The organism is Pseudomonas sp. RtIB026 (genome assembly GCF_016861355.2).
GTDB lineage: Bacteria > Pseudomonadota > Gammaproteobacteria > Pseudomonadales > Pseudomonadaceae > Aquipseudomonas > Aquipseudomonas peradeniyensis.
Genome location: NZ_AP023348.2, coordinates 358,675 through 382,399 on the forward strand (window position 1 = coordinate 358,675; position 23,725 = coordinate 382,399).

The 23,725-nt window shown below is 64.0% G+C and carries 21 protein-coding genes; 1 reads left to right on the forward strand and 20 read right to left on the reverse strand.

What is annotated here, in order from left to right:
• Window positions 1-543 precede the first annotated feature (543 nt).
• The 14 genes from PRtIB026_RS01695 to PRtIB026_RS01760 form a co-directional block, all read right to left on the reverse strand.
• Window positions 544-1,329 carry a MetQ/NlpA family ABC transporter substrate-binding protein gene (locus PRtIB026_RS01695; RefSeq protein ID WP_050707418.1) on the reverse strand — a complete coding sequence of 262 codons (786 nt, stop codon included), beginning with the start codon at window positions 1,327-1,329 and terminating at the stop codon, window positions 544-546.
• A 180-nt stretch (window positions 1,330-1,509) separates the two neighbouring features.
• Window positions 1,510-2,457: a sigma 54-interacting transcriptional regulator gene (locus PRtIB026_RS01700; RefSeq protein ID WP_203649613.1), complete on the reverse strand. Its 948-nt coding sequence runs from the start codon at window positions 2,455-2,457 to the stop codon at window positions 1,510-1,512.
• A 63-nt stretch (window positions 2,458-2,520) separates the two neighbouring features.
• Window positions 2,521-3,102, reverse strand: coding sequence for an alpha/beta hydrolase (locus tag PRtIB026_RS01705; RefSeq protein ID WP_203649611.1), 582 nt, complete (start codon window positions 3,100-3,102; stop codon window positions 2,521-2,523).
• A gap of 340 nt (window positions 3,103-3,442) precedes the next feature.
• Window positions 3,443-3,844 carry an ExbD/TolR family protein gene (locus PRtIB026_RS01710; protein ID WP_110734250.1) on the reverse strand — a complete coding sequence of 134 codons (402 nt, stop codon included), beginning with the start codon at window positions 3,842-3,844 and terminating at the stop codon, window positions 3,443-3,445.
• Window position 3,845: 1 nt separating this feature from the next.
• Complete coding sequence (locus PRtIB026_RS01715; protein ID WP_028688527.1) at window positions 3,846-4,568, reverse strand: MotA/TolQ/ExbB proton channel family protein; 723 nt, start codon at window positions 4,566-4,568, stop codon at window positions 3,846-3,848.
• A gap of 30 nt (window positions 4,569-4,598) precedes the next feature.
• Window positions 4,599-5,438 (reverse strand): energy transducer TonB, encoded by an 840-nt coding sequence (locus PRtIB026_RS01720; RefSeq protein ID WP_203649609.1) that lies wholly within the window; start codon window positions 5,436-5,438, stop codon window positions 4,599-4,601.
• Between the two features lie 386 nt (window positions 5,439-5,824).
• Complete coding sequence (locus tag PRtIB026_RS01725; protein ID WP_203649606.1) at window positions 5,825-6,814, reverse strand: sulfate/molybdate ABC transporter ATP-binding protein; 990 nt, start codon at window positions 6,812-6,814, stop codon at window positions 5,825-5,827.
• A 3-nt stretch (window positions 6,815-6,817) separates the two neighbouring features.
• Entirely contained in the window at window positions 6,818-7,690 is an 873-nt protein-coding gene (cysW, locus tag PRtIB026_RS01730; protein ID WP_203649604.1) for a sulfate ABC transporter permease subunit CysW, read from the reverse strand.
• Between the two features lie 12 nt (window positions 7,691-7,702).
• Window positions 7,703-8,521, reverse strand: a complete 819-nt coding sequence (cysT, locus tag PRtIB026_RS01735) for a sulfate ABC transporter permease subunit CysT (protein WP_110734244.1) — start codon at window positions 8,519-8,521, stop codon at window positions 7,703-7,705.
• 185 nt (window positions 8,522-8,706) lie between these two features.
• Window positions 8,707-9,714, reverse strand: a complete 1,008-nt coding sequence (locus PRtIB026_RS01740) for a sulfate ABC transporter substrate-binding protein (protein WP_186732399.1) — start codon at window positions 9,712-9,714, stop codon at window positions 8,707-8,709.
• Between the two features lie 48 nt (window positions 9,715-9,762).
• The gene (oscA, locus tag PRtIB026_RS01745; protein WP_016489716.1) at window positions 9,763-9,945 is read right to left on the reverse strand and encodes a sulfur starvation response protein OscA; all 183 of its coding nucleotides are present in this window, start codon (window positions 9,943-9,945) and stop codon (window positions 9,763-9,765) included.
• A 259-nt stretch (window positions 9,946-10,204) separates the two neighbouring features.
• Window positions 10,205-13,270 carry an efflux RND transporter permease subunit gene (locus PRtIB026_RS01750; protein WP_203649602.1) on the reverse strand — a complete coding sequence of 1,022 codons (3,066 nt, stop codon included), beginning with the start codon at window positions 13,268-13,270 and terminating at the stop codon, window positions 10,205-10,207.
• The gene (locus PRtIB026_RS01755) at window positions 13,267-14,334 is read right to left on the reverse strand and encodes an efflux RND transporter periplasmic adaptor subunit (RefSeq protein WP_203649600.1); all 1,068 of its coding nucleotides are present in this window, start codon (window positions 14,332-14,334) and stop codon (window positions 13,267-13,269) included. The genes PRtIB026_RS01750 and PRtIB026_RS01755 overlap by 4 nt, the downstream gene beginning before the upstream one ends.
• Window positions 14,331-15,419 (reverse strand): efflux RND transporter periplasmic adaptor subunit, encoded by a 1,089-nt coding sequence (locus tag PRtIB026_RS01760; RefSeq protein WP_203649598.1) that lies wholly within the window; start codon window positions 15,417-15,419, stop codon window positions 14,331-14,333. The genes PRtIB026_RS01755 and PRtIB026_RS01760 overlap by 4 nt, the downstream gene beginning before the upstream one ends.
• Before the next feature lie 140 nt (window positions 15,420-15,559).
• Here PRtIB026_RS01760 and PRtIB026_RS01765 point away from each other — a divergent pair, with 140 nt between their 5' ends.
• On the forward strand, window positions 15,560-16,726 hold the full coding sequence (locus PRtIB026_RS01765; protein ID WP_203649596.1) for an AAA family ATPase: 1,167 nt from the start codon (window positions 15,560-15,562) through the stop codon (window positions 16,724-16,726).
• Window positions 16,727-16,814: 88 nt separating this feature from the next.
• Here the strand turns inward: PRtIB026_RS01765 and PRtIB026_RS01770 are convergent, their stop codons facing one another.
• From PRtIB026_RS01770 to PRtIB026_RS01795, 6 genes are all read right to left on the reverse strand, one after another.
• Window positions 16,815-17,708, reverse strand: a complete 894-nt coding sequence (locus PRtIB026_RS01770; protein WP_203649594.1) for an ABC transporter permease subunit — start codon at window positions 17,706-17,708, stop codon at window positions 16,815-16,817.
• Window positions 17,705-18,625, reverse strand: coding sequence for an ABC transporter permease subunit (locus PRtIB026_RS01775; RefSeq protein ID WP_203649591.1), 921 nt, complete (start codon window positions 18,623-18,625; stop codon window positions 17,705-17,707). The genes PRtIB026_RS01770 and PRtIB026_RS01775 overlap by 4 nt, the downstream gene beginning before the upstream one ends.
• Window positions 18,622-19,764 carry a polyamine ABC transporter ATP-binding protein gene (gene potA, locus PRtIB026_RS01780; RefSeq protein WP_110734228.1) on the reverse strand — a complete coding sequence of 381 codons (1,143 nt, stop codon included), beginning with the start codon at window positions 19,762-19,764 and terminating at the stop codon, window positions 18,622-18,624. The genes PRtIB026_RS01775 and potA overlap by 4 nt, the downstream gene beginning before the upstream one ends.
• 57 nt (window positions 19,765-19,821) lie before the next feature.
• On the reverse strand, window positions 19,822-20,916 hold the full coding sequence (locus PRtIB026_RS01785) for a polyamine ABC transporter substrate-binding protein (RefSeq protein WP_203649589.1): 1,095 nt from the start codon (window positions 20,914-20,916) through the stop codon (window positions 19,822-19,824).
• A gap of 161 nt (window positions 20,917-21,077) precedes the next feature.
• Window positions 21,078-22,175: a polyamine ABC transporter substrate-binding protein gene (locus PRtIB026_RS01790; protein ID WP_203649587.1), complete on the reverse strand. Its 1,098-nt coding sequence runs from the start codon at window positions 22,173-22,175 to the stop codon at window positions 21,078-21,080.
• Window positions 22,176-22,344: 169 nt separating this feature from the next.
• On the reverse strand, window positions 22,345-23,706 hold the full coding sequence (locus PRtIB026_RS01795) for an aspartate aminotransferase family protein (protein WP_203649584.1): 1,362 nt from the start codon (window positions 23,704-23,706) through the stop codon (window positions 22,345-22,347).
• Between the last annotated feature and the right edge of the window lie 19 nt (window positions 23,707-23,725).

Here is a 23,725-nt window from a genome sequence, read left to right on the forward strand (position 1 = left end):
CGACACGAGGTCACGAAGGTACGGCATGGGGCAGGTCCAGGATCGGCACGAGGGTGGCTCGGCGTCGTTTCACCAATAGTGGCGCTGTGCCGGTAAGCACGATTCCTAGACTCTAAAGGTATAAAAACATTTTTATAAATATCTTTATTGCATATCTATATCACCGCTTCGTGACGTTCGGAAATTTCCTTCATGACATACGGATCTTTCCGAATAAATCACCCTCCAAGGGGTTTCAAACTGTGACTTGCACGGCCCATCACACTCAACAAGGAAGACAACGATGAACAGCCCCTGCTTGCCTGCCTCGAATGAACAACTGCTGTGGCTCCTGGCCCTGCGCCGGGCGCTGGCCAGTCAGCGCTGAAAACACCATCGCGGGGCAAGCCCGCTCCCACAAGCGCCCCCCACTTTTGCGGGAGCGGGCTGCGTGGGAGCGGGCTTGCCCCGCGATAGGGCCGGACCTGCCGAGCTCTCTTCAAGCCAGCCCAAACAAAAACGCCGACGCAAAATGCGCCGGCGTTTTTCGTACCAGGCCGCGTATCAGAACGCCGGCAGTACCGCACCGCTGTATTTCTTCTCGATGAACGCCTTCACTTCCGGGCTGGTCAGCGCCTTGGCCAACTTCTGGATGGCCTCGCTGTCCTTGTTGTCCGGGCGGGCGACCAGGAAGTTAACGTAAGGCGAGTCGCTGCCTTCGATCACCAGAGCGTCCTTGGCCGGATTCAGGCCGGCTTCAAGGGCGTAGTTGGTGTTGATCATGTCCAGGTCGACCTGGTCCAGCACACGCGGCAGCATGGCCGATTCCAGCTCGCGGAACTTGAGCTTCTTCGGGTTCTCGGCGATGTCTTTCGGCGTGGCCAGGGCGTTCTTCGGATCCTTCAGGGTGATCAGGCCAGCCTTCTGCAGCAGAAGCAGGGCGCGGCCGCTGTTGCTGCCTTCGTTGGGGATGGCGACGGTGGCGCCGTCCTTCAGCTCGGCCAGGCTCTTGACCTTCTTCGAGTAGCCACCGAACGGCTCGACGTGCACGCCGATCACGGTTTCCAGGTGGGTGCCCTTGCCTTCGTTGAAGTTCTTCAGGTACGGCAGGGTCTGGAAGTAGTTGGCATCCAGGCGCTTCTGGTCGACCTGCACGTTAGGCTGGACGTAGTCGGTGAAGACCTTGATCTGCAGGTCCACGCCTTCCTTGGCCAGGGTCGGCTTGATCAGTTCGAGGATTTCGGCATGCGGCACGGGCGTGGCGGCGACCACCAGTTTCTCGGCGGCATTGGCCAGGCCAGCAAACGACAGGGCGGCGGCCAGGGCGGTGGTCAGCAGGGTCTTTTTCATGGTGATCCTTGTTCTAAAGCTGGGCCATCGCAGATGGCGAGTCGGATGCCCATCCGTTCGGGTGGGCGTAAGCGGACAATACCGAGATTTTTTATTCCGTAACAATATCTTTTGATTAGCTGCTTATTCCAAAAACAAATAGCCATCACGGCCTTTGCTTATGAGCGGCCAGGCACAGCTCTACGGCGCGGATTCGCCCAATTGCGCCAAGGCTGCGCCCAGCAGCCCGCGCAGGTCGGCCAGGGTTTGCGGCTCCCGACTGGCACCCAGTTGCGCTAGCTGGCGAGCCAGGCTGGCCAAGGGTGCGGTATCCGGAAGGTCGAGGTGCGCCGGGAGAATTTCCTCACCATCACTGACCAGCAGGGCAAAATGGATGACGTTCTCCAGCTCACGGGTATTGCCCGGCCAGGCATGGGCCTCCAGCGCCTGCTGGGCCGCCTCGCTGATGAGGGGCAGCGGCCGATCCAGGCGCACGCTGTAGATGCCGACGAAGTACTCGGCCAGCGGCAGGATATCGCCGACCCGATCACGCAATGCCGGCAGCTCGAGCTCACCCTCGTGCAGGTAATGGTAGAGCCGCTCGTTGAAGCGCCCGGCGCGCACGGCCTGGGCCAGGTCGATGCTGGAAGCGGCCACCAGCCGCACATCGACCGCCTGTGGCTGGGCGGCGCCGACCCGGGTTACCTCGCGGTTCTCCAGGGCCGCCAGCAGCTTGCCCTGGATCGCCAGGGGCAGGTCGGCGATCTCGTCCAGGTACAGCGTGCCGCCGTTGGCCGAGCCGAACCAGCCGGCTCGACTGCTGGCGGTGCCGCCCTGGCTGCCGGCGCTGTAGCCGAACAATTCGGCATCGGCGTAGGTCGGGCTGATGGCCGCGCAGTTGACCGACACGAACAACCCGCCGCGGTCACTGGCGCGGTGGATCTGCCGGGCCAGGAGCTCCTTGCCGGTGCCGGTTTCGCCACGGATCAGCACCGGCAGCGGTTGTGGCGCCAATCGCTCCAAGGCCTGGCGCAGCGACTGGGAACGCGGATCGACGAACACCAGCGCCTTGGCGCGGATGCTCAACGGGCTCTTGTCCAGCTCGGGGAAGGTCAGCAGCGGCTGGCCGAAAGCAGTGTGGAATGTCATGGAATGCTCCCGCCCCGGCCGCAGGCGGCCGGGGATTCGATTCGTTCGATGAAAACCGGCGGATCAGGCGCGGCGCAGCGCGCGCTGATCGATACGGGCCTGCAAGCGGTAGAGGTAGGCAAAACCCTGTTCCCAACGCTCATGGCCCGACTTGACGTTGATATGTCCGGCGTCGGCCAGCAGCCCGGCCTCGGCGCCCCAGGCCTGGGCCAGGTACAGCGCACGCGGCACGCTCACCGCCGGGTCGTTGTCGGAGCTGACCACCTGGCTGGGGAACGGCAAGGCCTGCAGTGGAATCGGCGCGAAATTGCGCAAGGCCGGTGCGCAGGTCGGCCGTTCGACATCTGCCGGCGCCACCAGCAGCGCACCGCGCACCCGGCGCAGCAGCTCGGGGCTGGCTTGGGCGGCCCAATGGGCGACCGTGACACAGCCCAGACTGTGGGCAATGAGAATCACCGGCGAGCGTTCGGCGGCAATCGCCTGCTCCAGCGCCTGGACCCAGTCGCGCCGCTGCGGGGTCAGCCAGTCATGCTGCTCGACCCGGGCGCTGTTGGGCAGGCTGCGCTGCCAGTGACTCTGCCAATGGTTGTCTGGCGATCCTTGCCAGCCCGGCACAATCAGGTAACGAATCGACTCATTGCGCATGGGGACGCCTCCGGAAGTTTGCGTGCTTGGGTGCAAGTATAGGGAGGGGGTTATATTCGTAAAGGAATAAGAAGCTATTTATTAATAACTATAAATTCAAAGCCACAGTGTTCGAGCCCTGCGCCTCTCCCTGTAGGAGCGGCCTTGTGCCGCGAAAGGGCTGCGTAGCGGCCCCGCGATCTGTGCATGTCGCCAATACATTGGGGCCGCTTTGCGGCCCTTTCGCGGCACAAGGCCGCTCCTACAGGGGTATGCATGGCTTTCAGCGGGCATAAAAAAAGGGCCATCCCCTGCCAAGGAAAATGGCCCCTAAGCACTTGCCTGAAGAGGGTATCGCCGGTCAGCGGGCGGTGATCACCGCCAGCTTGCTGATCCCGGCACGCTCGATTGCCGCCATCGCCCGGGCGACCTCGCCGTAGTTCACACCATCGTCGGCCTGCAGCTGCACACGCAGCTCGGCGTCCTTGTCCCTGGCAGCCTTGAGGTTGGTCTCCAGCAAGTCGGGCTGGATCTCGTCCTTGTTGATGAACAGCTTGCCGCTGCCGTCGATGCTCACCACCAGCGGGTCCTTCTGCTCCACCGGGGCGACGGCCTCGGTCTTGGGCAGGTTGATGGGGATGGCATTGGTCAGCAATGGCGCGGTGACGATGAACACCACCAACAGCACCAGCATGACGTCCACCAATGGCGTGACGTTGATTTCACTCAACACTTCATCGCTGTCCTGGGTCGAGAAGGCCATGTCAGGAGGCCTCCTTCACAGGCTGGGTGAAGCCGGTGTGCTGGCGCTGCACCGCCGGGTGCACCAGCACGCGGAAGGCACTCTTCTGCGCCAGGCTGTAGAAATCGTGAGCGAAGTCGTCGAGGTCCGCCGCAGTCAGCTTCAGGCGACGGAGGAAGTAGTTGTAGACCAGCACCGCCGGCACCGCGACGGCGATACCCACGCCGGTGGCGACCAGCGCCGCGCCGATCGGGCCGGCCACGGTTTCCAGGCTCGCCGAGCCCGCCGCGCTGATGCCCTTGAGCGCCTCCATGATGCCCCACACGGTGCCGAACAGGCCGATGAACGGCGAGGTGCTGCCGATACTGGCCACCACTGCCAGGCCGGTCTCCAGCGAACGGCGCTCGCGGACGATCTGCTGGCGCAGGGCGCGCTCCAGGCGATCCTGGTGGTTGATGGCCTGGCTGAGGTCACTGGCCTGGCCTGGCTCGCCAACCGCGATCGCCGCAAAACCCGCCTGGGCGACACGGGCAGCCGGGCCGGGCAGATCGTGGGCGGGCTCGGCGGCGGAGTCGAGGCTGGACGCGGCCCAGAACTGCTGGTGGAAGCGTTTGTCCTGGTTCTTCAGGCGCACGAACTGCACGACCTTGACCAGGGCCAGTGCCCAGGTGGCGACGGAGAAGCCGACCAGCAGCCAGATGACCGCGCTTTCAACGGATTCGAGGGGGGATGCCAACAAGCTCATGATGAAGTCCTTCCTGTATGCGGTCGCAAGTTAACGAAGCTTGAAATCGATCGGTACGCTGACCCAGCCCACCTGGGCCACGTCGCCCTGCTTGGCCGGGACGAAGCTCCAGCGCTTCACTGCGGCCAATGCGGCGGCGTCCAGGACGTCGCGGCCACTGCTCTTCTGGACCTGGATCTGCCCTGGCTTGCCACTGGGCAGCACTTCCACGCGCAGCAGCACGGTGCCTTCCCAGCCACGGCGCTGGGCCATCTGCGGATACTCCGGCGCCGGATTCTTCAGGTACGCGGCGTTAGCCGAGGCCGGGGTCACTGGCGCAGGCGCGGGTGGCGCAGGTGCCGGCGCCGGGGGTGCTGGCGCAGGCGCGGGTGGCGCAGGTGCCGGCGCCGGGGGTGCTGGCGCGGCAACCGGTGTCGGCGGTGGCGCCTCGACTGGCTTGGGCTGCGGCTTGGCCACGGGTTTGGGCACTGGCTTGGGTTTCGGGACCGGCTTGGGCGCGGGCTTGGCGGCCAGTTCGTCGACCACTGGTGGCGGTGGCGGCGGCTGGACCACAGGGGCCGGTGGCGGCGGCTCGACTACCGGTGGTGCGGGCGCGGCAAACTCGATGGTCATGGGCGGAATCTTCGGCGGGATGACCGGCAGCTCAGGGGTCGGCTGGTGGCTGACCCAGTACGCCGCCGCGCCGTGCAGCACCAGCACCAGCAGGCCCAGCACCAGCTTGTCGCGACGCTTGAGGCCGCTGACCGGCGTGCGTTGCAGGCGCAACTGGCCCAGCGGCAGGCGCAGCGTGCGTCCGAGCTCGACCAGGTCACCCGATGCCGGGCGCCATGGCTGGTCGTAGGCCCTGACGGCCGTCTGGACATTGCCCATTGCTAAAACTCCTGGGGTTCTTGATTCAGGTGTGTGGCTGAATCATCGGTGCCAGGTGCTTAGCTCATAAAGAAATGTTTAAACTTAAAATTAGACCTTAATGGAATAATGATTTTCATGGTCTTTCCATAGCCCGCGTCGTTCGCGGCCTGCCGCAGAACAGCTCAAGAATGATGCCTTATAGGCATTCAAAATATTCGTTCAAGGCATCAATTCACCGCGAGGGCTTCGCCCTCGATCGCGGCACAAGGCCGCTCCTACACAAGAGATCGCGGTGCCCTGTAGGAGCGGCCTTGTGCCGCGATGGGCTGCGCAGCAGCCCCGGCAATCTCGCAGGCAATAAAAAACCCGGGACCATGCCCGGGTTTTCCATCACAAGCGCCGGCTCAGATATCCGCCACCTTCTGCCACACCTTCGGCCGGAAGAACAACGTCTCCCCCCGCGCCAGCCCGGTGAGGCTGTCGTGATCCTTGACCACCTCGGCCTCGATCAGCTCGCTCTGCCCTTCCACCTTCAGCGTCACCCGCGTGGTCGCACCCAGCGGACGGATATCGCGCACTTCGGCGGCATGATGCCCCTCGGTCTCATCGCGCGACAGCGACACCTCGTGCGGACGGAACAGCACGTGGTGCCCTTCGCTCAGCGCCAGGCGGTTGGAATCGCCAAGGAAGTGATAGACGAAGTCGTTGGCCGGTTTCTCGTACACCTCGCCGGGCGAACCGATCTGCTCGATCACGCCCTTGTTCATCACCACGATACGGTCGGCGACTTCCATGGCCTCTTCCTGGTCGTGGGTGACGAACACCGAGGTCAGGTTGATGTCCTCGTGCAGCCGCGCCAGCCAACGGCGCAGCTCCTTGCGCACCTTGGCATCCAGCGCCCCGAACGGCTCGTCGAGCAGCAGTACCTTGGGCTCCACCGCCAGGGCACGGGCCAGGGCGATACGCTGGCGCTGGCCACCGGACAGCTGCTCGGGGTAGCGGTCGGACAACCAGTCGAGCTGGACCATGTTCAACAGTTCATGGACCTTCTCGGCGATCTTGCTCTCGCTCGGGCGCTCGCCCTTGGGCTTCATGCGCAGGCCGAAGGCGACGTTGTCGAACACGCTCATGTGGCGGAACAGCGCGTAGTGCTGGAATACGAAACCGACGTTGCGATCGCGCACATCATGGCCGGACACGTCCTCGCCGTGGAACACGATGCTGCCGTTGTCCGGGGTCTCGAGGCCGGCGATGATGCGCAAAAGGGTGGTCTTGCCGCAGCCGGACGGGCCGAGCAAGGCCACCAGCTCGCCGCTGTGGATATCCAGGTTGATGTTGTCCAGGGCCTGGAAGCTGTTGAAGCGCTTGCTGACGTTACGAACTTCGATCGACATGAATCATTCCTCCGCGGCGCTGTGGCGCAGGCGGTTAATACGGTTCTCGCTCCACTGCTTGAGCAGCAGGATGAAGAGCGCCAGGATCAGCAGCAGGCTGGCCACGCTGAAGGCCGCGACGTGGTTGTACTCGTTGTAGAGGATCTCCACGTGCAGCGGCAAGGTGTTGGTGACGCCGCGGATATGGCCCGACACCACCGACACCGCGCCGAACTCGCCCATGGCCCGGGCGGTGCACAGCACCACGCCGTAGATCAGGCCCCATTTGATGTTCGGCAGGGTGACGTGCCAGAACATCTGCCAGCCGTTGGCGCCGAGCAGGCGCGCGGCCTCCTCTTCTTGCGTGCCCTGCTCCTGCATCAGCGGGATCAGTTCACGGGCGACAAACGGCACGGTGACGAAGATGGTCGCCAGGACGATGCCCGGCAGGGCGAAGACGATCTGGATATCGTGATCCTGCAGCCACGGCCCGAACAGGCCTTGCGCGCCGAACATCAGCACGTAGACCAGGCCGGCGATCACCGGTGACACCGAGAACGGCAGGTCGATCAGGGTTACCAGCATGCTCTTGCCGCGGAACGTGTACTTGCTCACGCACCAGGCGGCGGACACGCCGAACACCAGGTTCAGCGGCACCGAGATGGCCACGGCCAGCAGGGTCAGCTTCAATGCCGACAACGCGTCGGCCTCGAAGATCGCTTCGAAGAACGTGCCGAAGCCGTTCTTCAGCGCCTGCGACACCACGATCACCAGCGGCAGCGCCAGGAACAGCGCGAAGACGATCCAGGCCAGGGTGATCAGCACCCGGCGCGAGGTGGCGCTGCTGCGTCGGGCGGCGTTGGCGGCGGCGGTTGCGCTCATGGGTTGACTAGACATTGCCGGCCTCCTTCAAGGGGTTTCGATGCGTCGCTGCAGCAGGTTGATCAGCAGCAGCAGGATGAAGGAAACCACCAGCATCAGCACGCCGATGGCGGTGGCGCCGGTGTAGTCGTACTGGTCGAGCTTGACCATGATCAGCAACGGCAGGATCTCGGTCTTCATCGGCATGTTGCCGGCGATGAAGATCACCGAACCGTACTCGCCCACGCCCCGGGCGAAGGCCAGGGCGAAACCGGTCAGCCAGGCTGGCAGCAAAGCCGGCGCCAGCACATGACGGAACACCTGCAAGGGCTTCGCACCCAGGCAGGCGGCGGCCTCTTCCACTTCACGTGGGATGTCGGCCAGCACCGGCTGCACCGTACGCACCACGAACGGCAGGGTGACGAAGGTCAGCGCCAGGGTGATGCCCAGGGGGGTGTAGGCGATTTTGAAGCCGAGGTCGGTGGCGAACTGGCCGACCCAGCCCGCCGGAGCGTACAGGGCGGTCAGGGCGATGCCGGCGACGGCAGTGGGCAAGGCGAACGGCAGGTCGATCATCGCATCGATGATCTTGCGCCCGGGGAAGGTATAGCGCACCAGCACCCAGGCCAGCAGGGTGCCGATCACACCGTTGATGATGGCGGCGAACAGGGCGGTGCCGAAACTCAGTTTCAGCGCGGCGATGACCCGTGGCGCGCTGACGATATTCCAGAACTGCTCCCAGGTGAGCTGCGAGGCATGGATGAACATGGCCGCCAGCGGTATCAGCACGATCAGGCTGAGGTACACCAAGGTGTAGCCCAGCGTCAGCCCGAAGCCGGGTATGACGGGGGAAATGCGACGTGACATAAAGGTCCCTGGTTGAACGCACGAAGCCCGGAAAGGCTCCCGGGCTGGTGCTAGCTTCTGAATCCCGGGGCTGCTGAGCAGCCCTTTCGCGGCACAAGGCCGCTCCTACAACAGCACGCGATCTCCTGTAGGAGCGGCCTTGCGCCGCGAAAGGGCCGCACAGCGGCCCCGCTTTTCCCTGGCGTTTACTGTGCCTGATAGATCTGGTCGAACACCCCACCATCATTGAAGAACTTCGGCTGCGCAGTCTTCCAGCCCCCGAAGTCCTTGTCGATGGTCACCAGGTCCAGTTTCGGGAACTGCTTGCCGAATTCGGCGGCGACCTTGGCGTCACGCGGACGGTAGAAGTTTTCTGCGGCGATCTTCTGGCCAGCCGGGCTGTACAGGTGCTTGAGGTATTCCTCGGCGATCTTTTCGTTGCCCTTCTTCTCGGCGTTCTTGTCGACCACCGCCACCGGTGGCTCGGCCAGGATCGACAGCGAAGGCACGACGATCTCGAACTTGTCGGCGCCGCCGTCCTCCTTCAGCGCCAGGAAGGCCTCGTTCTCCCAGGCCAGCAACACATCGCCCTGGCCGTTGTTGACGAAGGTGATGGTCGAGCCACGGGCACCGGTATCGAGCACCGGCACGTGCTTGAACAGCTCCTGCACGTAGGCCTTGGCCTTGTCTTCATTGCCGCCGGCCTTGAGGCCATAGGCCCAGGCGGCGAGGAAGTTCCAGCGGGCACCGCCGGAAGTTTTCGGGTTGGGGGTGATGACCGAGACGTCCTTCTTGATCAGGTCGCCCCAGTCCTTGATGCCTTTCGGGTTGCCCTTGCGCACCAGGAACACGATGGTCGAGGTATAGGGGGTGCTGGCGTCCGGCAGGCGCTTCTGCCAGTCCTCCGGCAGGGTCTTGCCGAGCTTGGCGATCTCGTCGATGTCGCCGGCCAGGGCCAGGGTCACCACATCGGCGCGCAGGCCGTCGATCACCGCGCGCCCCTGCTTGCCCGAACCACCGTGGGACTGCTGGATCTTCACCTTGTCGCCCGGGTGAGCGGCTTGCCAGTGCTTGATGAACTCGGCGTTGTACTGCTGGTACAGCTCGCGGGTCGGGTCATAGGACACGTTCAGCAGTTCGTAGTCCTTGGCGATCGCGGAACCGGCAAAAACGGCACTGGCCAGGGCGGCAAGCGCATAACGGCGGATGGACATGGTGAAGCTCCCGATTGGCATTTTTCTAGTTTTTGAAGTGATGCGGTGTCAGCCGGACTTGTTGCCGGGCTGCTGCAGGCGGAACTTCTCCTTGCGTTCGATCTGCACCACCTGGGCGTTGTGCACGGTGATCTCCACCGCGCCGAAGCGCAGGTCGCGCAGCGCGCTCTGGATTTCACGCAGAATGGTGGCTTCGTCCTGACCGTCGATGCTGCGCAGAGATGCACTCATGCTCGTTCTCCTGTGAGTAAGGGTGCCGGGCAGAGGTTTGAAGGGGATTAGCGCCTGGCTTGAAGGCAATAGTAGTGAGGCGCGGATATTCTTAAAAATACTGTTTAAGAATGTTTATATAACCAACTTTAGGTAGATACCCTGTAGGAGCGGCCTTGCGCCGCGATGGGCTGCGCAGCAGCCCCGACAATTCTGCAAGATGCCCAGATCCTGGGGCTGCTACGCAGCCCATCGCGGCACAAGGCCGCTCCTACAAGGGTCAATGTGGTCGCGGAGTTTTGTCCTCGGGCTCGCGGATCTTGTACCAGGCCACATACAGCGCCGGCAGGAACAGCAGCGTCAGCAGCGTTGCACTGATGATGCCGCCAATCATGGCGTAGGCCATCGGCCCCCAGAACACTTCCCGGGCGATCGGGATCATGCCCAGGCTCGCCGCCGCCGCCGTCAGCAGGATCGGCCGACGGCGGTGATTGGTCGCCTCCACCACCGCATCCCAGGGCGAATAGCCCTGCTCCTCGAACTCGTCGATCTGGGTCACCAGGATCACCGAGTTGCGGATGATGATACCGGCCAGGGCAAGAATCCCGAGGATCGCCACAAAGCCCATCGGCGTGCCCGTGGGCACCAATGCCAGCACCACGCCGATCAACCCCAGGGGCGCGACGCTGACCACCAGGAACAGCTTCTGCACGCTGTGCAGCTGGATCATCAGGAAGGTCGCCATCAGGAACAGCATCAGCGGGATCACGGCGGCGATCGGCCCCTGGGCCTTGGCGCTCTCTTCCACCGTGCCACCGGTGGCCACGTCGTAGCCCACCGGCAGCTTGCCGGCGAAGTCATCGATGCCGGGCTTGAGTTCGGCCACCAGGTCGGTGGGCTGGATGTCACCGACCACCGAGGCCTTGATGGTGATGGTCGGCTTGCGGTCGCGGCGCCACACCAGCGGCTGCTCCTGCTCGTAGCGCACGGTGGCGAAGGCCAGCAGCGGGATCGAGGCGCCGCTGGGCGTGACGATCTGCAGGTTCTGCAAGGTATCCGGCGAGCCGCGTTCGCTGTCCTCGGCGCGGGCCACCACGTTGACCAGGTAGATGTTGTCGTTGACCTGGGTGACCGGCACGCCGCTGACGATGCTGTTCATCACATTGGCCACGTCCTCGGACGACAGGCCCAGCTGGCGCGCCTTGTCCTGGGCGATCTCGATGCGCAGCACCTTGCCGGGCTCGTTCCAGTCGTAGATCATCTCGCCGATGTGTTCGTTGCTGTCGAGCAGGGTCGCCAGCTCGATGGCATGCCGGCGCACCTGGTCGATGTCCTTGCCGCTGACCCGGTACTGGATCGGCCGGCCCACCGGTGGACCCATCTCCAGCGACTGGACGTTGGTACCGATACCGACGAACTCCTCGTGCAGCAGCTTCTGCAGGCGCTCCATCATGCCTGCGCGCTCCTCGAAGCCCTTGCTGACGATCACCAGCTGGGCGTAGTACGGGTTCTGCAACTGCTGGTCGAGGGGCAGGTAGAAGCGAATCGCGCCCTGGCCGATGTAGGTACTCCAGCGCACCAGATCCGGGTCGTCCTTGATCCTCGCCTCCAGGCGGTCGACGACCTTGCGCGTTTCCTCGATCGAGGCGTTCTGCGGCAGGTTCAGGTCGACCAGGATCTCCGGCCGGTCCGACGACGGGAAGAACTGGTTCTGCACGAAACGCATGCTGAAGATCGACAGGGCGAACAGCAGCACCGTGCCGATGATGGTCAGCCAGCGGTGGCGCATGCACCACAGCAACCCACCCTCGAATGCCCGGCCGACACGCCCGGGCTCGGCCTCGTGCGCCTTGAGCTTGCTGCTGCTGAGAATGTGCACACCCAGCACCGGTGCGAAGAACACCGCCACCACCCAGGACACCAGCAAGGCCACGGCGATCACCGCGAACAGGGTGTAGGTGTACTCGCCCGCGGAGCTGGCATTAAGACCGATCGGCACGAAGCCGGCCACCGTCACCAGGGTGCCGGTGAGCATGGGGAACGCCGTGGAGGTGTAGGCGAAGGTGGCCGCCTGCTCCTTGGTCTCGCCCATCTCCAGGCGCGTGACCATCACCTCGACGGTGATCATCGCGTCATCCACCAGCAGGCCCAGGGCGATGATCAGCGCACCAAGCGAGATCCGCTGCATGGTGATGTCGCTGTATTCCATGAACACGAAGACCATGGCCAGCACCAGCGGGATCGAGCAGGCCACCACCAGCCCCGCGCGGATGCCAAGGCTGACGAAGCTCACCGCCAGGACGATCACCACGGCTTCGAACAACGCGCTGGTGAAGCCGCCGACCGCCTGCTTGACCACCACCGCCTGGTCGGACACGTTGTGCACGCCAACGCCCACCGGCAGGTCGCGGACGACGCGGTCCATCCGCGCCTTCAGGGCCGCGCCGAACACCTCGATGTTGGCGCCGGCCTTCATGCCGATCGCCAGGCCGATGGCGGTCTGGCCGTTGAAGCGGAACATCGGCGACGGCGGATCGACATAGCCGCGCTCGATATCGGCGATGTCGGCCAGGCGGAAGAAGCGGTCGTTGATGCGCAGGTTCACCGTCTGCAGGTCCTTCTCCGAGGCGAACTGCCCGGTGGTGCGCACCGAGATGCGCTCGGGCCCGGCCTCGATCACCCCGGCCGGGGTCACCGCGTTCTGCTGCTGCAGGGCCTGCATGGCCTGGCCCTGGTCGATGCCCAGCGCGGCCAGCTTGCGGGTGGAGAAATTCAGGTACAGCACTTCGTCCTGGGTACCGATCAGCTCGACCTTGCCGATATTGGGCACTTCGCGCACTTCGGCCCGCGCCACCTCGACATAGTCGCGCAGCTGGCGCAGGGTGAGGCCGTCGGCGGTGAAGGCGTAGATCGAACCGAACACGTCACCGAACTCATCGTTGAAGGCGGGCCCCTGGATGCCTGCGGGGAACTGTCCGCGGATGTCCTGGATCTTCTTGCGCACCTGGTACCAGATCTCGGGGATGTCCTTGGCCTTGGTGGTGTCGCGCAGGTAGACGTAGACCGTGGATTCGCCCGGGCGGGTATAGCTTTTCACGTAGTCGAGCGAATCGAGCTCTTCGAGCTTCTTCTCGATGCGGTCGGTGACCTGATACAGGGTCTCGTCCTGGGTGGCGCCGGGCCAGCGGGTCTGGATGACCATGGTCTTGATGGTAAAGGACGGGTCTTCCTCACGGCCGAGGTTGAAGTAGGAGAAGATCCCCATCAGCAGGCCGACGAACATCAGGTACCAGACGAAGGACTGGTGCTTCAGCGCCCACTCCGAGAGGTTGAAGCTTCCTTTCATTGCGCGTCCTCGTCGAAGGTGACCTTCTGGCCGGGCTTGAGGCTGTTCACTCCAGCGGTCACCACGCGCTCGCCGGGCTGCACGCCGGAGGCCAGGACGATGCTGTCGGCGGTACGCTCGATCAACGCGACGTCACGGGTGGCCACGGTTTTCTGCTGCGGATCGACCACCCACACCTGGGTCTTGCCGTCACGTTCGAGCAGCGCGGTCAGCGGCAACTCGCTGCGCGGGCTCACCGCCGAGGTCAGGGTGACGCTGACCGCGGTGCCCAGGTGGAAGGCATCGGGCGTGCTGGTCAGGGTCAAGCGGGCGCGACGGGTACGGGTGGTGGCGTCGGCCTGTGGCTCGAGCTCGCGCAGCGTGGCGGTGGTATTGATGGCTGGGTCGAGCTGCGAGGCGACGGTGAAGGTGAGGTCCTTGTTCAACTGTTCGGCGAGCGGAATCGGCAGGTCGATCACCGCCTCCTTGACGTCCGGACGGGCCAGGGTGACCACGGCCTGACCGGCGCTGACGGTCTGCCCCGCCTCGGCCTGCCAGGCGGTGACCACCGCCGCATGATCACTGCGCAGGGTGCTGTAGCCGAGCTGGTCGCGGGCCTGGCTGACCGCCGAGCGTGCCTGCTCCAACGCGGCGCCGGTGGTCTTCAGGTCGGTCTGGGCGATGTCCAGCTGGGCCTGGGCGCCGACTCCACGGTCGTACAGCTGCTGCTGGCGGCGGGCATTGGCCTGGGCGTTGATCCATTGCGCCTGGACCTTGGCCAGGTCGCCTTCGGCGGCGCGCAGCTGGTTTTGCTGGTCGGTAGGGTCGAGGGTGGCCAGGGTGTCGCCAGGGCTTACCCGGGCGCCGACATCCAGCCAGCGTCGGGCAATGCGTCCGGACACCCGGAACCCCAGGGTGCTTTCGTAGCGGGCCTGGATGGCGCCGGCAAAGCGGCCCAGCTGCGACTGTACCTGCGGCTCGACCAGCGTCGACAGCACCGGGCGTATCGCCTCAGGCGGCGCCTCATCGCCCCCGCAGGCAGCGAGCATCAGGCTGGCGGACACTATCAGCAACTGACGTTTCATGGTGCAGCCCCTCCGTCCTTGGCGCTGACCTTCTCGACCTGCATGCCCGGGTGCAGCAACTGCCCACCGCCCACCACCACGGTCTCGCCGCCCTTGATACCGTCAGCGATCACCACCTTGCCGGTGAGGTAGCGCGCCACCTGGACCTTGCGCAACTCGACCTTGTCGCCCTCGCCCACCACCCACACCGCCGGCTCCTTCAGCGCCTTGGTCAGCGCCGACCACGGCAATTCGATGCTGGGCCGGCCCTGAGTGTTGCCGGTGGCCGTGACCGGTGAGCCCAACTGCATGCCCGCCGGCACGTTGCGCAGCGCGACCTTGACCTGCACCGTGCCGCTCTCGGCGGACACCGTCGGAGTGATCTCGCGGACCCGGCCCTCGGCCTTGATCGCCGGGTTGTCCAGCAAACTGACGACGACGCCCTCATCACTGGGGGACTTCACCAGCAGCGATTCGTAGACATTGAACACCGCGTCACGGTCGCCATCGACCGCCAGGCTGAAGATCGGCATGGTCGCCTGCACCACCTGGCCAACCTCGGCCTGGCGCGCGGTGATCACCCCGTCGGCTTCGGACACCAGCGCCGTGTAGCTCAGCTGCTCGTTGGCGTTGGCCAACTGCGCCTGGGCGGCCTTCAGCGCGCTCTGGCTGCTGCGCAGCGCGGCTTCGGCGGAATCGTACTCACTCTGGCTGGTGTAGCCCTTGGGCAGGAGCTTCTGTTGGCGCACGAACGCGGCGCTGGTCTGGGTGACCCGCGCCTGCTCGGCGAACACCTCGGCCTTGGCCGAATCAACGGTGTTCTGCAGGTCCTTCGGATCCAGGCGCGCCAGCACCTGGTTGGCCTTGACGTGGTCGCCGACATCGACGCCGCGGGCGATGATCTTGCCGCCTACGCGGAACGAAAGGTCGGTCTGCACCCGCGCCTGCACGTCACCGGTCAAGGTGACCCGGGCGGCAAAGTCGGTGGGCTGCACCTGTTGCACCGCGACCCGGGGCAATACCGGGGCAGCTTCTTCCTTGCCACAGCCCGAAAGCATGAACAGCAGCCCCAGGCAAACGACCATCGGCGGACGCGTTACCGTCATGCAGGCTCCTTGCTTCGACAAAGGGTGAGAGGGATGCGTTTGAAGCGTAGATCAGGGATGGACAAACGACACCGATGTCGGCTCAACAAAGCACAGCGCTATCGGCGATACTGCCAGCCAGACGCTCAAGGACACCGCCGATGCTGACCACCCTGGCCATTGCCAACTACCGCTCGATCAACCAGCTGGTGATGCCGCTGGGGCGGCTCAACGTGATCACCGGTGCCAACGGCAGCGGCAAGTCCAACCTGTACAAAGCCTTGCGCCTGCTGGCCGAGACCGCCCGCGGCGGTGTGGTCAATGCGCTGGCTGCCGAGGGCGGGCTGGAGTCGACCTTCTGGGCCGGCCCCGAGAAGCTCACCCGGCGCATGCTCAACGGCGAGGTGCCAGTGGAGGGCGGGCCACGCCAGCAGGCCAGGCGCCTGAAGATGGGCTTTGCCAGCGAAGACTTCGGCTACGCGATCAGCCTCGGCCTGCCCGAACCCAGCCGGTCGCAGTTCGCCCTGGACCCGCAGATCAAGCAGGAGACGATCTGGGCCGGCCCCCTGTGCCGCCCCTCCAGCCAGCTGGTGCAACGCAACGCAGGGATGATCAAGGCCCGTGACGGTCGCCAATGGCAAGTGCTGCACCAGCACATGACCGAATTCGACAGCCTGTTCGACCAGGTCGGCAGTCTCCAGGGCTCCCCCGAGGTGCCGCATCTGCGCGAGCAGATCCGCAGCTGGCGCTTCTACGACCATTTCCGTACCGATGCCGAAGCCCCAGCCCGGCAATCGCGACTGGGAACGCGCACGCCGGTGCTGCATCACGACGGCCGCGACCTCGCCGCCGCGCTGCAGACCATCGACGAGATCGGTGACCTGCAGGCCCTGCAGGACGCGGTGGGCGACGCCTTTCCCGGCGCCCGGCTCGCGGTCGACGCCCAGCCTGGCGGCCTGTTCGGCCTGCGTTTCCACCAGGCCGGGCTGCTGCGGCCGCTGAGCGCTGCGGAGTTGTCCGACGGGACCTTGCGCTACCTGTTGCTGGTGGCTGCCCTGCTCACGCCGCGCCCGCCGAGCATGATGGTGCTCAACGAGCCGGAAACCAGCCTGCACCCGGACCTGTTGCCAGCACTGGCGCGCCTGATCCGCCGAGCGGCGCAGCAATGTCAGGTGTGGGTGGTATCGCACGCGCCCCGGCTGGTGGCGGCGCTGGAGGAGGACGAGGGCTGCAACTCGATCCACTTGGAGAAAACGCTGGGACAAACCGGGATCGTCGGGCAGGGCATGCTCGATGAACCGGCCTGGTACTGGCCGGACCAAGGCTGAAAAGATCGCGGGGCAAGTCGCATCGGCGCACCGCCGCTCCCACGCCGGTCATTGGCGTGGGAGCGGGCTTGCCCCGCGATGGGTTGGCTCAGGCCTGCGCTGCGGCCTGGGCCGGACGGCGGGTCTGCGGCTGCGAGACGTTAGCCGCGGCGCCTTCTTCGATAGCCTGCTGGATCGCACGGCGGCGGCGCTCTTCGGCCTGGCGGCTGAAGTACCAGACCAGGAAGGTCACCAACGACACCGACAGCAGGATCAGGCTGGCCACGGCGTTGATCTCCGGCTTCACGCCCAGGCGCACGGCCGAGAACACTTCCATCGGCAGGGTGGTCGAGCCCGGGCCGGAGACGAAGCTGGCCAGCACCAGGTCATCCAGCGACAGGGCGAACGACATCATGCCACCCGCCGCCAGCGATGGCGCGATCATCGGGATGGTGATCAGGAAGAACACCTTCCACGGCTTGGCGCCCAGGTCCATGGCCGCCTCCTCGATGGACAGGTCCAGCTCGCGCAGGCGCGCCGACACCACCACCGCCACATAGGCGGCGCAGAACGTGGTGTGGGCGATCCAGATGGTGACGATGCCCCGTTCCTGCGGCCAGCCGATCATCTGTGCCATGGCCACGAACAGCAGCAGCAGCGACAGACCGGTGATCACCTCGGGCATCACCAGCGGCGCGGTGACCAGGCCACCGAACAGGGTGCGGCCCTTGAAGCGGGTGACCCGGGTCAGCACGAAAGCCGCCAGGGTGCCCAGCGCCACGGCGGCGACCGCCGTGTAGCAGGCAATCTCCAACGAGCGCATCACCGACCCCATCAGCTGGGTGTTGTCGAGCAGGCCGACGTACCACTTCACCGACCAGCCGCCCCACACCGTGACCAGCTTCGAGGCGTTGAACGAGTAGATCACCAGGATCAGCATCGGCAGGTAGATGAACAGCAAGCCGAGCACCAGCATCAGCTTGGAGAAACTGAAGCGTTTCATGCGCGGCCCTCCATCTCTTTGGCCTGGCTACGGTTGAACAGCAGGATCGGCACGATCAGGATCGCCAGCATCACCACCGCCAGCGCGGATGCCACCGGCCAGTCACGGTTGTTGAAGAACTCCTGCCACAGCACTTTACCGATCATCAGGGTTTCCGGGCCGCCGAGCAGTTCAGGGATGACGAACTCGCCCACCACCGGGATGAACACCAGCATGCAGCCGGCGATGATGCCGTTCTTCGACAGCGGCACGGTGATCTTCCAGAAGCTGTTGAAGGTGCTCGAACCCAGGTCCGATGCGGCTTCGAGCAGGCTCTCGTCGTGTTTCACCAGGTTGGCGTACAGCGGCAGGATCATGAACGGCAGGTACGAATAGACCACACCGATATAGACCGCCAGGTTGGTGTTGAGGATCTGCAGCGGCTGGTCGATCAGGCCCAGCCACAGCAGGAAGCTGTTGAGCAGCCCGTTGTTGCTGAGGATGCCCATCCAGGCATAGACGCGGATCAGGATCGCGGTCCAGGTCGGCATCATGATCAGCAGCAGCAGGACGGTCTGCGACTCCTTCCTGGCCTTGGAGATGGCGTAGGCCATCGGGTAGCCAATCAGCAGGCACAGCAAAGTGCTGAAGAAGGCCACCTTCAAAGAGCCGAGGTAAGCCGCGATGTACAGCTCGTCCTCGGTCAGCAGGCCGTAGTTGGCCAGGTTCAGCACCAGCTGCACCTTGCCTTCGAGATAGGTATAGATCTCGGTGTACGGCGGAATCGCCACGTCAGCTTCGGCGAAGCTGATCTTCAGGACGATGAAGAACGGCAGCATGAAGAACAGGAACAGCCAGATGAACGGCACACCGATCACCAGGTGCCGCCCCTCGGGAACAAGGCGCTGGAAGGCTCGCTTGAGCTTGCGAAGTTTCATGACCGCAGTACCACGCCGCTGTCGTCTTCCCACCACACGTAGACTTCGTCATCCCAGGTCGGGCGGGTGCCCTGGCGCTCGGCGTTGGCAACGAACGACTGGACGATCTTGCCGCCGGGCAGCTCGACGTAGAACACCGAGTGACCGCCGAGGTAGGCGATGTCGTGGACCTTGCCGCGCGACCAGTTGTGTTCGCAGGTCGGCTGCTCGGTGGTGACCAGCAGCTTCTCCGGACGCAGGGCGTAGGTGATGTGCTTGTCCTCGACCGAGGTGGTGACGCCATGGCCGACGTAGATCTTGCGCTCCAGCTCCGGGCTGGCGATGACCGCATGGCCTTCGGCGTCGTCGACCACTTCGCCTTCGAACAGGTTGACGTTGCCGATGAACTCGCAGACCAGGCGGCTGGTCGGGGTTTCATAGATATCAATCGGGCTGCCAATCTGGGCGATCCAGCCCAGGTGCATGATGGCGATGCGCTGGGCCATGGTCATGGCCTCTTCCTGGTCGTGGGTCACCATCACGCAGGTCACGCCCACGCGCTCGATGATCTCCACCAGTTCCAGCTGCATCTGCGAGCGCAGCTTCTTGTCCAGCGCGCCCATCGGCTCGTCGAGCAGCAGCAGTTTCGGGCGCTTGGCCAGCGAACGGGCCAGGGCCACGCGCTGGCGCTGGCCACCGGACAGCTGGTGCGGCTTGCGCTTGGCGTACTGGGTCATGTGCACCAGCTTGAGCATCTCGGCCACGCGGGCGTCGATCTCGGCCTTGGGCATCTTGTCCTGCTGCAGGCCGAAGGCGATGTTCTGCGCCACGGTCATGTGCGGGAACAGCGCGTAGGACTGGAACATCATGTTGATCGGCCGCTCGTAGGGCGGCATGTCGGTGATGTCGACGCCATCGAGGAAGATCCGCCCTTCGGTCGGACGCTCGAAGCCGGCCAGCATGCGCAGCAAGGTCGATTTGCCGGACCCGGAGCCACCCAGCAGGGCGAAGATCTCGCCCTTGCGGATTTCCAGGGACACATCGTCCACGGCTACCGTTTCGTCGAATTTTTTCGTGACCCGGTCGATCTTGACCAGCACCTGCTTGGGTTGCTGGCCACCCTCGAGGGCTTTCTTATAGGCACCGGAGGCAACTGCCATGAGTGAAACTCCCAACAAGATTTATGTGCCCGCCGCTGCGCTGGCGGGCCTGGATTGTTACTTGCCCGACTTGACCTTGGTCCAGCTGCGGGTCATCAAACGTTGCACCTTGGGTGGCAACTCGGCGTTGACGAACATCTTGTCCAGCACTTCCTGCGGTGGGTAAACCGCGGCGTCAGTCCTCACGGCCTGGTCCATCAGGTCGCCAGCCTTGGGGTTCGGGTTGGCGTAACCGACGTAATCACTGACCTGGGCGATCACCTCAGGTTTCAGCAAATAGTTGATGAAGGCGTGGGCCTCCTTGACGTTGCGGGCGTCCTTGGGAATCGCCAGCACATCGAACCAGAGGTTGCCGCCTTCCTTGGGAATGGCGTAGGCCAGTTTCACGCCCTTTTTCGCCTCTTCGGCGCGGGCCTTGGCCTGGAACACGTCGCCGGAGAAACCGGCGGCCACGCAGATATCGCCGTTGGCGAGATCGGAGATGTACTTCGAGGAGTGGAAGTAGGTCACGTACGGGCGCACGGCCAGCAGTTTCTCTTCCGCCTTCTGGTAGTCCTTGGGGTTGCTGCTGTTTGGGTCCAGGCCCATGTAGTTGAGCACCGCCGGAAGCATCTCGTCGGCCGAGTCGAGGAAGGCCACGCCGCATTTGCTGAGCTTCTTCATGTTCTCGGGCTCGAACAGCACCGCCCAGGAGTCGATCTTTTCGGTGCCCAGTACCGCCTTGACCTTCTCGACGTTGTAGCCGATGCCATTGGTGCCCCACAGGTAGGGGACGGCGTACAGGTTGCCCGGATCGTTCTTTTCCAGGCGCTTCATCAGCGCCGGGTCGAGGTTCGCGTAGTTGGGCAGCAGGTTGCGGTCGAGCTTCTGGAACGCGCCCGCCTTGATCTGCTTGCCGAGGAAATGGTTGGACGGCACGACCACGTCATAGCCGGTACGTCCGGCCAGCAGCTTGCCTTCCAGCGTCTCGTTGCTGTCGAAGACGTCGTATTTCGGGGTGATGCCGGTTTCCTTCTGGAACTCGGCGAGGGTATTCGGGCCGACGTAGTCGGACCAGTTGTAGATGTGCACCGTGGGCGCCGCTTGGACGCTGCAAGCCAGCGTCAGACCCGCTCCAGCCATCAAGGCCTTGCGAAAAACAGAAATAGACAAGTGGGTAGTCCTCACAATCAGTGCCTCAAGTGGCGGAAAAACTCGGCCGCACACGCAAAACCGGCGCGCAACTTACCTTCACGGCGTGGATGCCGCAAACTTATTTGCCGTTACCTGCCTCTGGGCCGGGAACCCCCGGCCCAGAGGGCCTTGCATCGGGCTTACTTGCCCGACTTGATCTTGGTCCAGCTGCGGGTGATATCACGCTGGGCAGCCTTTTCCGGCGCCTTGATGGCGTACAGCTGCGCCTTCACTTCCTCGGACGGATAGATGGCCGGGTCGCTGGTGATGTCCTTGTCGACGAACTCGGTGGCCGCCTTGTTGCCGTTCGGGAAACGCACGGCGTTGGTAATACCGGCCATCACTTTCGGCTGCAGCAGGTATTCCATGAACTTGTAGGCAGCGTCGACGTTCTCGGCGTCTTTCGGAATGGCGACCATGTCATAGAAGGTGCCGGCACCCTCCTTCGGAATGACATAGTTCAGCTTGACCTTGTCGCCAGCCTCGTGGGCACGGGCCTTGGACTGCTCCAGGTCACCCGAGTAACCGACCGCCACGCAGATGTTGCCGTTGGCCAGGTCCGAGATGTACTTGGAGGAGTGGAAGTAGGTGATCGACGGACGAATCTTCAGGAACAGATCTTCTGCCGCTTTCAGGTCTTCTTTCTTGGTGCTGTCGCTCGGCTTGCCCAGGTAGTGCAGCGCGGCCGGGATCATCTCGGTCGGTGCATCGAGGAAGCTCACGCCACAGCTTTTGAGTTTTTCGATGTTCTCGGGCTTGAACACGACATCCCACGAGTCGATCTTGTCCACGCCCAGTGCGGCCTTGACCTTCTCCGGGTTGTAACCGATGCCGATGGAACCCCACATGTAGGGGAAGGCAAACTTGTTGCCCGGGTCGCTGGCATCGCCAACAGCCTTGAGCAAGGCCGGGTCGAGGTTCTTCCAGCTAGGCAGCTTGGAGCGGTCAAGCTCCTGGTATACGCCGGCCTTGATCTGCTTGGCCAGGAAGTTGTTGGACGGCACGACGATGTCGTAGCCCGACTTGCCCGCCAGCAGCTTGGCTTCGAGGGTCTCGTTGCTGTCGAAGACGTCGTAGACGACCTTGATGCCGGTCTCTTTCTCGAAGTTGGCCACGGTGTCCGGGGCGATGTAGTCCGACCAGTTGTAAACGTGCAGCACCTTGTCGTCAGCCTGAACAGCGGTGGCCATGGCACCCATCAGGGCGGCGGCCAGCAACGTCTTGCCCAATTTCTTCATGCGTAATGCTCCAGAATTTATTATCAAGCCATCTGTTCAGCAGCCAGGTACCACGGGACGCGCGTTGGGCGACTAAACAGCCGTTAGTCTGGCAAGTTACAAGGCGCTGTTTCAACAGAAGCAGGGCCTTGCAACGACATTAATGTCACCTCGCCAGCCTAGCAGACTGTCATTTCACCGCTTCGTAGGTCAGATCCAGGCACTTGCGCGCCTTTTCCACCAGTTCGTCGATCTCTTCGCGACTGATCACCAGCGGCGGCGCGATGATCATGGTGTCGCCCACCGCGCGCATCACCAGGCCGTTCTCGAAGCAGTGGGTGCGGCAGATCATGCCGACGCCCTTGCCCTCGTAGCGGCTGCGGGTGGCCTTGTCCTTGACCAGCTCGATCGCGCCGAGCAGGCCCAGGCCGCGTACCTCGCCCACCAGCGGGTGGTCCTGCAGCTCACGCAGTCGTTTTTGCAAATACGGTGCCGTTTCGGTGCGGGCACGCTCGACAATCTTCTCGTCACGCAGGATGCGCAGGTTTTCCAGGCCCACCGCCGCCGCCACCGGGTGGCCGGAGTAGGTGAAGCCGTGGTTGAAATCGCCGCCTTCGCTGATCACCTTGGCCACTTTGTCACGCACGATCACACCGCCCATGGGGATGTAACCGGAAGTCAGGCCCTTGGCGATGGTCATCAGGTCGGGCGCAAGGTCGTAGTAGTCGGAGCCGAACCACTCGCCGGTGCGACCAAAACCGCAGATCACTTCGTCGGCGACGAACAGGATGTCGTACTTGGCGAGGATCTCCTTGACCTTCGGCCAGTAGGTGTCCGGCGGAATGATCACCCCACCCGCGCCCTGGATCGGCTCGGCGATGAACGCGGCGACGTTGTCCTCGCCGACTTCGAGAATTTTCTTCTCCAGCTGTTCGGCCGCCCACACGCCGAACTCGTCCGGGGTCATGTCGCCACCCTCGCCGAACCAGTACGGCTGCGGGATATGCACGATGCCCGGGATCGGCAGGCCGCCCTGCTCGTGCATGCCGCTCATGCCGCCCAGGCACGCACCTGCGAAGGTGGAGCCGTGGTAGCCGTTGATGCGGCCGATGATGGTCTGCTTGTGCGGTTTACCCTTGAGCGCCCAGTAGTGGCGAACCATGCGCAGCACGGTGTCGTTGCCCTCGGAACCGGAACCGGTGAAGAACACATGGGTCATGCCCTCGGGCGCCACGTCGGTGATCGCCTTGGCCAGCTCCAGCGCCGGCGGGTGGGCGGTCTGGAAGAACAGGTTGTAGTACGGCAGTTCGCGCATCTGCTTTTCTGCCGCCTGTACCAGCTCTTCGCGGCCATAGCCGACCGCCACGCACCACAGGCCGGCCATGCCGTCGAGGATCTTGTGCCCCTCGCTGTCCCACAAATGCACGCCCTGCGCCTTGGTGATGATGCGCGGCCCCTTCTCCTTCAGCTGCTTGTAGTCACTGAAGGGTGCAAGGTGGTGCTCGCCGCTCAGGGTTTGCCATTCACGGGTTTGCGGGTTGTTGACGCTCATGTGCCTCTCCATTTTCCGG